Origin of the sequence: Streptomyces glaucus (assembly GCF_039533365.1) — a bacterium.
Lineage (GTDB): Bacteria > Actinomycetota > Actinomycetes > Streptomycetales > Streptomycetaceae > Streptomyces > Streptomyces glaucus.
Genome location: NZ_BAAATK010000027.1, coordinates 26,149 through 37,731 on the forward strand (window position 1 = coordinate 26,149; position 11,583 = coordinate 37,731).

At 71.1% G+C, this 11,583-nt stretch carries 12 protein-coding genes and 2 pseudogenes; 2 read left to right on the forward strand and 12 right to left on the reverse strand.

The window, feature by feature from the left end; translation table 11 throughout:
- Nucleotides 1–50 precede the first annotated feature (50 nt).
- From ABD363_RS20195 to ABD363_RS20210, 4 genes and pseudogenes are all read right to left on the reverse strand, one after another.
- Nucleotides 51–1,206: pseudogene (locus ABD363_RS20195) on the reverse strand (tyrosine-type recombinase/integrase).
- The gene (locus ABD363_RS20200) at nucleotides 1,206–1,418 is read right to left on the reverse strand and encodes a helix-turn-helix domain-containing protein (protein WP_344605536.1); all 213 of its coding nucleotides are present in this window, start codon (nucleotides 1,416–1,418) and stop codon (nucleotides 1,206–1,208) included. Before ABD363_RS20200 ends, ABD363_RS20195 begins: the two are co-directional and overlap by 1 nt.
- A pseudogene (locus ABD363_RS20205) lies at nucleotides 1,415–1,594 on the reverse strand (replication initiation protein); the annotation flags it as partial. The gene ABD363_RS20200 and the pseudogene ABD363_RS20205, both read right to left, overlap by 4 nt.
- Nucleotides 1,595–1,770: 176 nt before the next feature.
- Nucleotides 1,771–1,911, reverse strand: a complete 141-nt coding sequence (locus ABD363_RS20210; RefSeq protein ID WP_344605538.1) for a hypothetical protein — start codon at nucleotides 1,909–1,911, stop codon at nucleotides 1,771–1,773.
- Nucleotides 1,912–2,155: 244 nt separating this feature from the next.
- Here ABD363_RS20210 and ABD363_RS20215 point away from each other — a divergent pair, with 244 nt between their 5' ends.
- Together ABD363_RS20215 and ABD363_RS20220 are read left to right on the forward strand one after the other, a co-directional pair.
- Nucleotides 2,156–2,803, forward strand: a complete 648-nt coding sequence (locus ABD363_RS20215) for a GOLPH3/VPS74 family protein (RefSeq protein ID WP_344605540.1) — start codon at nucleotides 2,156–2,158, stop codon at nucleotides 2,801–2,803.
- A gap of 222 nt (nucleotides 2,804–3,025) precedes the next feature.
- Nucleotides 3,026–3,910, forward strand: a complete 885-nt coding sequence (locus ABD363_RS20220; RefSeq protein WP_344605542.1) for a hypothetical protein — start codon at nucleotides 3,026–3,028, stop codon at nucleotides 3,908–3,910.
- Here ABD363_RS20220 and ABD363_RS20225 read toward each other — a convergent pair.
- The 8 genes from ABD363_RS20225 to ABD363_RS20260 all read right to left on the reverse strand — a co-directional run bounded on the left by ABD363_RS20225 (nucleotide 3,881) and on the right by ABD363_RS20260 (nucleotide 11,504).
- Nucleotides 3,881–4,966, reverse strand: a complete 1,086-nt coding sequence (locus ABD363_RS20225) for a glycosyltransferase family 2 protein (RefSeq protein WP_344605543.1) — start codon at nucleotides 4,964–4,966, stop codon at nucleotides 3,881–3,883. The genes ABD363_RS20220 and ABD363_RS20225 overlap by 30 nt on opposite strands.
- Nucleotides 4,967–4,997: 31 nt before the next feature.
- Nucleotides 4,998–7,553 (reverse strand): class III lanthionine synthetase LanKC, encoded by a 2,556-nt coding sequence (gene lanKC / locus ABD363_RS20230; protein ID WP_344605544.1) that lies wholly within the window; start codon nucleotides 7,551–7,553, stop codon nucleotides 4,998–5,000.
- A gap of 54 nt (nucleotides 7,554–7,607) precedes the next feature.
- Entirely contained in the window at nucleotides 7,608–9,269 is a 1,662-nt protein-coding gene (mpaP, locus tag ABD363_RS20235; protein WP_344605545.1) for a daptide biosynthesis intramembrane metalloprotease, read from the reverse strand.
- Nucleotides 9,266–10,003 (reverse strand): ABC transporter permease, encoded by a 738-nt coding sequence (locus tag ABD363_RS20240; protein ID WP_344605547.1) that lies wholly within the window; start codon nucleotides 10,001–10,003, stop codon nucleotides 9,266–9,268. The genes mpaP and ABD363_RS20240 overlap by 4 nt, the downstream gene beginning before the upstream one ends.
- Nucleotides 9,996–10,724 (reverse strand): ABC transporter ATP-binding protein, encoded by a 729-nt coding sequence (locus ABD363_RS20245; protein ID WP_344605549.1) that lies wholly within the window; start codon nucleotides 10,722–10,724, stop codon nucleotides 9,996–9,998. The genes ABD363_RS20240 and ABD363_RS20245 overlap by 8 nt, the downstream gene beginning before the upstream one ends.
- Nucleotides 10,721–10,885, reverse strand: a complete 165-nt coding sequence (locus ABD363_RS20250; protein ID WP_344605551.1) for a hypothetical protein — start codon at nucleotides 10,883–10,885, stop codon at nucleotides 10,721–10,723. The genes ABD363_RS20245 and ABD363_RS20250 overlap by 4 nt, the downstream gene beginning before the upstream one ends.
- Before the next feature lie 156 nt (nucleotides 10,886–11,041).
- A complete protein-coding gene (locus ABD363_RS20255) occupies nucleotides 11,042–11,218 on the reverse strand; it encodes a daptide-type RiPP (protein WP_344605650.1) in 177 nt (58 codons plus the stop codon).
- 82 nt (nucleotides 11,219–11,300) lie between these two features.
- Entirely contained in the window at nucleotides 11,301–11,504 is a 204-nt protein-coding gene (locus ABD363_RS20260; RefSeq protein ID WP_344605553.1) for a daptide-type RiPP, read from the reverse strand.
- Nucleotides 11,505–11,583: the final 79 nt, after the last annotated feature.

Sequence of the window (11,583 nt, forward strand, 5' to 3'; positions counted from 1 at the left end):
GTTCTTTGTTGTCCGGACCGGTGAGCGGGTGCCGCACCACAACCGCACCACTAGCTCTCCGCGCGCTCCTCCGGCTGCTCCCTGTGGTGCTTCGCACGTTCGGCGCGCACCAGGTCGTCCAGGCCGACGGCCACCTCGCGCTGCCGCTCCTCGTCGGAGTGCCGGTAGATCAGTGCCGCCTTCTCCGAGGACTGCCCGGCACGGACCATGGTGTCCTTCAGGGTGGCGCCCGAGCGCGTCGACAGGGTGTGCCCGGTGTGACGAAGATCGTAGAAGCGGAAGCCGTCCGGCAGACCCACCGCCGCGCGGGCCCGCCGCCAGGTCCGGCCGAAGGTCGTACGACGGAACGGCGCGCCCTTCTCGCCGACGAAGAGCAGACCGTCGGGTCCCTTCTCGGCGTACCAGTCGAGGTGCCACCGGAGCTCCCGGCGCAGGAAGGCCGGCAGGACGACCACACGGGCACCCCCCGCCGGACTTGGTCGGTCCGGGCGCGCGCCTGCCGTTGGTCCGCTCGGGTTCGGCGACGCGGACGCGGATCACGAGGTCGTCCGGGTCGACGTCCCGGCGGCGCAGGCCGGCCGGTTCCTCGGGCCGCATCGGACCGTAGGCGCCGAGATAGACCATGAGCCGCCAGCGGGGACCGATCGCGTCGGCCAGGGCGTCGACCTGGGCCACGGTGGCGATACGCCGCTCGGCCGCGGCCTCCTTGCCCGCGCCCTTGATACGGCACGGGTTGCGGCTGATCAGCTCGTCGTCGACGGCCGTCTCCATGATGGCCTTGAGGAGGCGGTACGCCTTGGCGACGGTCGTCCTCGCCCCGATGGCACGCAGCCGCTCGGCCCGCCACTCACGCACGCGCGGAGCGGTGATCTCGTCCAGGTCGAGCGCGCCGAACGTCGGAAGGAGGTGGAGCCGCAGGAGGTGCCGGTACAGGTCCTCGGTGCGAACGGCCAACTCCCGCTCCTCGACCCACTTCTCGGCGTAGACGCGGAAGTCGACGGCCCCGGCGTCCGGGGCGCGCCAGTCCCCGCGGCTGAGGTCCGCCTCGATCTGGGACAGCCAGATCTCGGCATCCCTCTTGGTCTCGAAGGTCCCGTCCGCGCGGATGCGCTCCCCGTCGGGCCCGAGGTACGACGCCGTCCAGCGGCCGGACCGGTACTGCCGCACCGCACCGAAGCGGCGGCGCCTGCCCTTTTTGTTGGCCATCAGGCAGCCCTCCGCAGTCCGGCGCGGCGGAGCCTGACCGGCTCGACGGTGTGGGACTCGATGAACTCCTCGAGCGCGCTCGCCGGGATACGGACGTGCCGGCCGACCTTCACGTAGCGGATGCGCCGCTCCTCCACGAGCCGCCGGGGGAAGCGCACGGAGGTGCCCAGCAGCTCGGCGACCTGGTCCACGGACAGATAGCGGTCGGTCATGTGGTGGGCTCTCCTTCCGTTCCGGGGGCGGGCTCGAGGGTGGCGGCGAGCCAGGCTTCGGCACGGGAGAGGCCGGTACCGGCGAAGACCCAGTGGGCGAGGACGAGCGTGGTCTCGCCGTCCCGCGGGACGGGCGGGGCCGCTCGGGCCCGGCGCCAGTCGGCACGCGCATCGCGACGGACGCAAGAGCTTCTCCTGGCGCGACTACCGCGACCCGCTGACCGCAGCACACCGGCAGCTCGGCAGCTCGGCGGCCCGATCGTGCCCATCCAGTACGACCTCACCGTCCACAAGGCCGCCGGCCTGCAGCAATGGTCGGCAGCCCGGGGCCGACCGGCCGCCACCTGCCGCCCTACGCACCCGGCCGCAACCCCGTCGAGGGCATCTGGTCCCCGCTGCGGCGCGACCGGCTCTCCGACGCCGCCTTCAGCACCCCGAACGCCCCGTCCAGACCGTCCGGCGCGGTCTCCGCCACCTCCAGTACCGCAGCCACCTCACAGACGGCTGCCTTGCCGGGACGGGACTGACCATCAACCCCTGATCACCGCGGACGGCATCACGAGTTCAAGCCCAGTAGCAGGACTTCGAAAAGAAAGAGGATTCCCGTTTAATACCCATGTGCTGATGATTGAATCCACGCTTCTTCTCGTCTCTCTTGCCGCCTCGATCGATTTGCTGACGCACAACGGGAACCCCCGCTTCCTGTGAGACGTCCTTCCTGTCGAGAGGGGGATCCCATGACCAAGGATCTGACGATCGGTGAGCAGATCGTGCTGCTCGCCTTGGACGAAGAGACCGGGGAACTGCGAGAGGCGCCCCTGCGGGTTTCACTGGCCGTTTCGGCAGCCGCCTTGCTGGAGCTGACCTTCTCCGGCGGCCTGACGGCGCGTGAGGGCGCGCTCGTCGTCGACGGAGAACCGGCATCCGCGGACCCGGCGGCCGCGGCCATGGCCGCGCACGCGCGGAGCCATCCGGAGCAGTCACCACGGGAGTGGCTCCTGGCCCTGCGCGAGCCCGCGCTCGACGCGGCATACCAGGGACTGTCGCGCAAGGGAGTGGTGGGCGAGCAGGGACGACGGATCCTCGGCGCGTTCGGGTCGGTGAAGCACCCGGTCACGGACCCGGCCGCGCTCGCGACGCTACGCGGGCGGCTGGAAGCCGTGTTGACGGAGGGCGGGCGGCCCGACGAACGCACGGCCGCCCTGATCACCGTGCTGCATCACGCGGGCCTCCAGTCGGTGGTCACCCGGGAAGCCGGGACGGAGGCGGTGGAGTCCCGGCTGGCCGAGATCGCCGACGGCCAGGGCACCGCCGCGGCGTTGGGCGACACCATCCGCACGACGGTCGCCGCGCTCACCGCGGTCATCGCCGCGTCCGCCCTGTAGGGAGGACGCCCCCCAGGAGCCGGCGGACCCCACCGGGGTCTGCCGGCACCGGAACAGGGAAGTCAAGCACCTATCACAACGGTGATTGACAGGTATACCCACGCCTGTTCGAATACAGCCATGGGGGAAGCCGTTTTGACCATCTTAGGTATTTCAAGTTTTGACGAATCCGTGTACAGGGCCCTGGCCCGAGAACCGGATTTGGGGATATCCGGCCTGTGCATGGTCCTCGACCGTGACGACACGGAGGTCCGGGCGTCCCTGCGGAGACTCGCCGCCAAGGGCATGGTCTGCCTGAGCGGACACGGTGAGCCGACCGTCCTCGATCCGGACGAGAGTGTCGGACGGCTTCTCGAGCAACGGCTCAAGAGGCTCCATGCCGAGCAGCAGGAATTGCTGTCCTTCGGTTACTCGCTGATCCGCCGGTCGCTCGCCTGGCGTTCTCCCGGACGGATCCCGCGGGACAGCGGGCCGGCCGTGGGCGTCGAGGCCGTGCAGGACCCGGCCAAGAGCATCACGGTCCAGGCGCGGCGCGAGGTGCTGACGATGCAGCCCGACTGGGCCGTGACGCCGCAGAAGGTCGCGGCCACACGCCGCGTCTGCGCGCCGTGCCTGCAGCGGGGAGTGACCGTGAAGGCGCTGGTGCACAGACGGGCCCTGGAGGACGAAGCCACGTCCGCGCATCTCACCGAGCTGATCCGGCTCGGTGCTCAGATCCGTCTCCTGGACGGGGAGTGCCAGCGGGTGCTGATCGCCGACGGGGAGACCGCCGTCGTGCAGACCGAGCGCGACTCCTCGCCGACCACCATTCTCGTGGAGCAGAGAATCCTCGTGGGCACGCTCCGGTCGCTCTTCGACCACTGCTGGTCCCATGCGGCGGACGCCTCACCGCTGCTCCTGCCGGAGTGCGAATCCGCCTCGCTGGACGCGACGCAGTTGAAGGTGCTCCACGCCATGGCCCGTGCCGAGAAGGACGAGATCGGCGCGCGTGAACTGGGCATGTCCGTACGGGCCTACCGCGGGCGGGTGGCGGAACTGCTCAAGCACTTCAAGGCCACCACCCGCTTCCAGGCGGCCCTACGGGCCAAGGAGAAGGGCCTCGTCTGACCGGTGCGCACGCCCGCCGGGGCCGCCCAGGGCCAGTTCCCTCAGCAGCCGGAGCACCCGCGGCTGGACGGAGGGAACCAGCCGGGCGGCGCGGCGGGCGTGCTCGGCTCGGGAGCAGAGCAGGTTCCGCGCGATGGCGTACCGCCCCCGGTCGGGCACCAGCACAAGCTCCTCGAAGAGTTTCACATCACCCGAGACGACCCGCTCGATCTCGTCGTCCAGATCTCCTCTCCAGTCGAGGGGCCGCACCAGCGCGCCGGACCCGTCCATCCGGCGGTACCAGTCCTTCATGTCCGCCAGGACGGCGGCACGGAAGGCCTCGTCATGCCGACCGGACCGCAGTTCGCACAGCAGGCCGTGGGCGGCCCTGGCGTCGTCGAGAACGACCAGCGGCAGCCGGTGGGGCCGCGGCATCCGGTTCCTCCGGGTTCCGCTGTCCATCAACAGGGCTGCGGTCGGGTCCACGCAGGTGCGGAACGTATGGCCCGCGTCGGCCACCCGCAGCCACAGGTCCCAGTCCTCCAGACCCGCACCGCTGCGCCAGCCTCCGACCCGCTCCACGACACGGCGCCGGTGTCCGACCCTGGACGGCTCGAACATCGGGCCGAACAACTGGAGTTCGGGGTGCCAGAAGGCTGACAGCGGTGAGAACTCGGCCGCCTCCCCGCCGTCGGCGTCGTGGTAGGTGCAGCCGGTCACCGCGAGGTCCGCGCCGGCCCGCAGCATGTCGAGCAGCAGGCGCAGGTGACCGGGCCGCCAGACATCGTCGTGGTCCAGATAGGCGATGAACTCCCCGCGTGCCAGGGCGAGCCCCGCGTTTCGTGGCCCGCTCGGATGGCCGCTCCGCTCCGTCCTGTGGAGCTTGACCCGCGGATCCTGCCGCGCGGACCGGCGCACCCAGTCCTCGGTGTCGTCGTCGCACCCGTCCGAGACCACGAGCAGTTCCCAGTCCTCAACGGTCTGCGCGCGGACGGAGTCGATGGTCTCGGTGATCCGCCATGACCTGTTGTAGGTGGGGCAGATCACGGACACCGTCACTGTGCTGTCGGCGTTCATCGCCTCTCGTGGCCTCCGTCGTCGTATCGGTTCACAGGAACGCCGTCGCCCCAGCAGGGGTGTCCGCCGCGTTCAGGGCGAGCAGGACGCCTGCGGCTCCGGTCGCCAGGTCCGTGGTGAGGCGCACGTTCTCCAGGCCGAGGAACGCCGGCCGTCCCTCGTGGGCGACCCGGTAGAGGTCGACCGTGGCGACGAGGCGCTCGACCGCGGTGGCCTCCGCGGGGCCGGCGAGACGGGTGGCCGTCAGCAGCACGCCCGCGAAGCCGTGGAAGAGCCCGGCGGTGTGCGGAACACAGTCCAGGGCCGACCGCAGAACGGTCTCGCAGGCCAGGGCGAAGCGCGGCTCGTGGCGTCCGGCCAGGTACTCCTTCAGGACCAGGGCAGTGCCGCCGCTGCCGGCGGCGAAGGTGGGACGCGCGCCGACCGCGCCCTCCGCCCAGCCCTCCTCCGCGTCCGGCCGCGCCGTCCACCCGAGGGCGCGCAGATCGGTGTCGAGCAGGTCACGGGCCCGGTCGAGCAGTCCGGTGTCGTGCGTATGGGCGTGCAGTCGCAGCAGCAGCAGCGCGCCACCGGACCTGCCGCGCATCAGACCGGCCTCGCCGCGACGGGGAGGCCGGCCTCCGGCGTTCTCGGCCACCTGCTCCGCCAGGACCATGGCGCGCTTCAGAGCCGCGTCGTCGCCTGTGGCGCGCGCCATGTGCAGATGGGCGAGGCCCAGTCCTGCCCGGCCGTCCAGCAGGCTGTCGTTGGCGGGCTCCGCGCGGTCCGCCTCCTTCAGCAGCGCGGTGGCGGCATCGGTCCGGCCGAGGCGCTCCAGCGCGCAGGCGATGCCGGACATGCCTGTGTAGAGCCCCGGGGACGGCTCGGCGAACCGGCGTGCGGTCTGCTCGAGCCAGTCGACGTGGGCGGCGGGAATGTCCGCCCCCGCCTCGCTGAGCGCCCACAGCACCCCCGCGGCCCCGTAGGCGAGGCAGGCGCCGCCCTCCGGCAGGATGAACTGGGCGGTGTCGCCGGGGAAGAGACGGTCCTCGCGGTGAGGCGTGGCCGTCATGAGGATCCCCTGTTCCACGGCCGCCCGGTCGATCCGGCCCTCGGCGAGGCCCCGGCCCGCGACGGTGGGCGGATCGACGGGCTCCGCGTCCGGGTGGCCGTCCGGTGTGCCCGCACCGTCGGCGGCGGGCAGGGGTGCGAGGTCGGCGCGTACCTTGTCGCCGTAGTCGGCGGGTACCGGGTAGCGGGCCTGCACGAGCTCGATGAGCTGGTCGGCCTTGTCGGCGTCCCACGGCAGGAGACTGGTCAGCGGAGTGAACAGGGCGAGGCGCAGACAGCCCAGGGCGTACCTGTCGATGTCCTTGCCACGGTGGGTGGACGGGGCGGCGAAGCCTGGCGCGGCATGGATCTGGCGTGCGGTGAGATCGGTCGAAGCCGTCTCCAGGTCGATGAACGCGATGGAGCCGTCGGGACGGACCATGACGTTGCCGGGGTGCAGGTCGCCGAAGACCACACCGCGTTGGTGCATGGCCCGCACCCCCTGCTCGATCTGGTCGAGCACGTCGAGGGCCCATCGGGTGTAGTCGGCCGTCCGCTCCGGATCGGCGCCGGGGGAGGACGGGTTGTCGCGGGTGGTGCGCACCGCCAGCGTCTCGCCCTCCACGTACTCCCGGACCAGGAAGTGGTGTTCGTGCCCGACACGGGCTTCGACGAGTTCCGGCACCCATGGAAGGCCGCCGAGCCTGCGCAGGCAGTCGCGCTCACGCAGGAGCCGGGCGACCGCGTCCTCGCCGTTGGTGTCGATCCCGGCGAGCGGCCTTGCCTCCCGGAGCAGGACGGGCGCGCCCGTACGCAGGTCGGTGGCACGGTAGACGCCCCCGCCGTTGGAGAAGTGCAGGGCCTGTTCGGCACGGTACGGGAAGTCGTTCAGGGTGCCGGCGTTGCGCGCCTTCACCGCTTCCTCGAGACAGTCGGGAATGGTCACCCACTCCGGCGGGCGGAAGGAGGGGCCGCGGCGGTCCGGCACCAGCCTGCCCTCGGGATCCTCGATGCAGGGGACGGTCTCTCCCCTCTCCGTCTTCATCGTGCGCGCGACGAACCCGCCGTAGCGCACGTACAGGGGACCGGAACGCCACCTGAGATCGCTGAGGATGTACGGACCCTGCTCACCGTCGAGCAGGGCGCCCAGCTCGTTCAGCGCTGAGGCCAGGCGGGTCTCGTCCTCCGGGTAGATGGTGATGAACTTGCCACTGGCCCCGCGGTCCCCGTACTTGCCGTTGCGCCGCAGCAGCACCTGCCTGCTGCGGATGAACTTGAACGCCATGCGCTGCGGCACCAGCCAGTCCCAGGACCGGGCGAGGATCCTCGCCGCGTTCTCGGCGGTGGCCGACACATGGATCTTCCAGCCCTGGAGCGGCATCCGGAATCCGTGGGGCGCCAGCATGGTCCAGTCAGGTCCCGTGTCGCACGACCAGCCATCGGGCGTGTCGGCCGTCACGGCACGGAAGTCGTCGTCCACGTCGCCGGCGCCGGCCTCGTCCCGGTCGAAGAAGGGCGTGCCGGGCGCCAGGAACATCACGCGCCGATGTGCATCCATGACAGGTTCAACCGCCTTCGGGAGTACGGAGAGATCAGGGGAGACGGGCGGCTCTCAGCGCCAGAAGGACGCCAGGTACTTGAGGTAGAGCCAGTCGCCCAGGCGCCGCTCGCCGGCGCTCACCACGGCTTGGCCCGTGGTCGCCCGGACCGGCGAACCGGTGTCGAGGGGGATTCCGGAGGCCGGCACCCGTACCGGGTCGAGTCCCTTGACGGGGACGAAGGCGGAGATCGGGGCCGACAGGTCCGCAAAGTCCGCGGACGCCACCCTGGCCGTGCCCATCTGCTGCTGGAGCGCGATGCCACCGCTCAGCAGACGCACCTCGGCGCCGGGCACGACGGCCTCCCGGTCGGTGGCCCCGGTGGACACGAACACCGTCCGGCCCTCGGCGTGGACGAAGCCGCCGGTGACGTTGTACGGCACGGAGACGCCCCACATGATCCACGCCACGGCGGCGATCCCCACCGCGGAGACGGTCGCGCGCCGCCAAGGGGACGCTCCCGCGGTCCGGGCCTCCGCGTTCAGATTCAGCGCGGCGGCATAAAGCCGGAGCAGCAGGTAGCCGATCGCGACGGAGACGACCACGGCGCCCACCAGGCCCGTGCTCTCCAGGATCGAGCCCCAGAGCGCGAAGGCCATGCTCACGACGTACAACGGGAAGAGCATGCATGCCAGACCGAACAGGGGCGCCCAGCCGACCTCGGGCAGCTCGCGCTTGTAGCGTCCGCCGAACAGCAGCCTGGCGACGAGCCGGCGGGCGTCCGTCATGGACCGGTCCCGCAAGTGGGAGATGTCCAGGTGGCTCATGAGCGCCAAGTACCCGTCCAGCTTCACGAGCGGGACGGCGTTGAAGACACCGGAGATGTAGTTGGTCACCGCGAGGAGCAGCAGAAGATCGCGCAGCGCGGGGTTGTCGCCGGTCGCCGCCACGACGACGGAAGCGATGCCGGCGAGCCCGGCGAGGACCGCCTGGGTGGCGATCCCGGCCAGTGCGACCCGTACCCGCTGGTGGTTCCTCGGCAGCCGCCATCCGTCCGAGACGTCGCAGAAGAACGCCGGAGTGAGGTAGAAGAGCATGAAGCCCATACGGCTCGGCCGGCCACCGTAATGGCTCAGCACCAGTCCGTGCGAGAGCTCGTGCAGCATGGTGCCGCAGTAGGTGGCGATCATGAGCGCGACCAGTGCCGACATGGAGATCGGACTGGACAGGGCGTTCATCGTCGCCGGGGCTTGGACGGCCAGGCACAGCAGCCCCGCCGCCGCGAGGACGGCGCCGGCGACCGCCCAGCCCCGCCTGGCGAGACGGGCGGTGAGCGGCCGGAACCTGCTCAGCATGCGTTCCGGCCGCACCAGGGTGAGCTGAACGGTGAGCGGCGGGACGAAGGTGAGCCTCCGGTCCTTGACCGGTTCGCGATCGGGGTCCTCCAGGAGCCGGGTGCGTTGGGCACGCAGCAGGCCCTCGCCCACCAGCTCGACCGTCCAGGGGGCGCCGAGCTCCTTCGCCAGTTCCTCCCGGTTGCGCGTGCCGTCGGCGAGGGTCAGGAGCCTCGCCATTCCGGCGGTCACCCGCAGGTAGCGCTGCGAACCGGACTGGACGAGCCAGGGGGCGCCCTCCTCGATCGGCTGATGGACCCGCACGTCCGGCGCCAGGCGCGGGCACTCGGGCAGGGGTGCCGGCGCCGTGTCCTCCCGGGGCCGGTTCAGGGTCAGCCTCACGGCAGGTCCCTGCGCAGGAACAGGGCCCGTGCGGCGATCGTGCCCGCGACGATCCAGGCCGCGAGGACCACCAGGGCCCACGGGATGGGCAGCAGGTCCTCATGGCCTCCCCGGTACACGGATGCCATGGCCTCGTCGATGGTGAACCTGCCGATCTCCGGGACGAGCCGCAGCAGGCCCTCCCCCACCAGCCAGGTGCTGATCAGCAGGGTGAGAATGGCCGCGACCTGCTGCCGGATGAGCAGTCCGAGCAGTGCTCCCCACACGGCGCCGACCACGATGACCAGCATCACCCCGAGCAGTGTCCAGGTGGTGTCCGTCGTCCATTCGGGCTCCTGCGTGCGGCCGGCCAGGAAGACCCACGGGCTGGCGGCGGCCAGCACGCCGGCCCCCGCGGCGAACACCGCGCCGCATCCGGTGGCGGCGACGAGCTTGGCCACGAGCAGCCGGCTTCTGCCGCCGCTCAGCAGCACCGACCTGCTGACGGCGCCGTTGCCGAACTCCCTCGTCACGGCGAGCATGGCGACCACCGCGGCGGCGAGTTCGACCATGAACCAGCCCTGCACCAGGGTGGACGTGATCTCGCGGGTGTCACCGGTCACCCCGGTGGCGACCTCCTGCTGCAGGAAGCCGGCGTCGGCCATCGCGCACATCAGCACGGCGGCCGCGGCCACGCCCCACCAGGCCCGCCCGGTCCAGATCTTGCGCCACTCGGCCGCGATCAGGTCACGCATGGGCGTTCTCCTTCACCGCGGGCCCGACCAGGTCGAAGAAGCGGCTCTCGAGGCTGACGGCGCCGTTTCGCGTGAGCTCGGCGGCCGTGCCGCTGTAGCGCAGCGTCTTCTGGAGGATGACGATGTCGTCGGCCATCTGCTCGACCTCGGCGAGAAGGTGGCTGGAGACCAGCACGGTGCGCCCCTCGTCCGCGAGGGAGCGCAGGAGCTCCCGGAGCCAGCGGATGCCGTCGGGGTCGAGTCCGTTGGCGGGTTCGTCCAGGATGAGCAGTTCGGGATCGGCGAGCAGGGCGGTGGCCAGGGCGTGGCGCTGCCGCATGCCCTGCGAGTAGTCGCGGATTTTGCGGTGGGCGTCCGCGGCGAGTCCCACCTGTTCGAGGACGTCGTCCACCCTCGTCCGGGGGAGGCCCAGGGTTTTCGCCCAGATCCGCAGGTCGGCCCGGCCCGAACCCGCGGCGGAGGGGCCGATTCCGTCGATGCTCACCCCTACCCGGTGCGCCGCGCGGGGCAGTTCCGGGTACGGGTGGCCGAAGATCGTGGCGCGGCCCGAGGTGGGGCGCGCGAGCCCCAGCAACATCCGCAGGGTCGTCGTCTTCCCTGCCCCGTTGCGTCCGAGGAGCCCGACCACCCGCCCCGAGCGGGCGGTGAAGGACACGTCCTCGACCACGGTCAGTTCGCCGTACCGCTTGGTGAGGCCCTCGATGTCGATGCCGTCGGTCACGCTCCGACCCGCCCCTTCGCACGGAGATACAGGCCGACGCAGACGATGAGCGCCAGCTCCACCCCGACGCAGATGAGCAGGTTTCTGGTGCGGGCCGGGCCCTCGGTGAGGGCGTAGACCACTCCTGGAGCGGCCACGGCGGCGATGAGCCCGAAAGTCACGAGGGACCATGCGAGGCCGCGAGAAGCAGCTTGGGGCATCAGATATCACTCCTCTGCGGCTCGGGGGCCGCACGTATATTCATCGGTGCGGCCCTGTTCCGGATGCTCTTGGCCAGCATCCGGAACAGGGCTTTGCCGTCAGGCGTCCGACCTGGATCAGGTCGCGATGACGGAGGTGACAGCGACGGTGCTGTAGGCGGCGCTGACGCCGGCCGAGACAGCGAAGCTCGCCACGAAGCTGTCCCACCAGTCAGGCGCCTCCATGCCCTCCAGCTCCTCCATGGCCAGCTCCTGCATGGCCAGCTCCAGAGCGGGGTTGATGTTCTCCTGCATTTCCTTCACCTCCTTCGGGGATCTCGGGGTCGACGGCCCATGTCCGCGCAAGCCGTCCTCGCTCAGCGGGACGGCCTCCGGGTCAGGTCGCCAGGGTGACGATGGAGACGTAGGAGACGACGCCGCCGGCGCTCAGGCCGCCGGCGAAGCTCAGCGCGTCGCTCCAGCTGAAGTCCGGGGCGTCGAGCGCCTCCAGCTCCTGCATGTCGAGCTGCTGCGCCTCCAGCTCCTGCAGGGCCAGCTCCAGAGGTGCGGCCGCGGCGCTGTTCCCGTTCGCAGTCTGCATGTGTTCTTTCCCCCCTCCCGTGGTGTCGCGGGCCGTCCGCCGGCGGTTACCGGCGGAAGTCTGTGTGTGCGGTGACGTG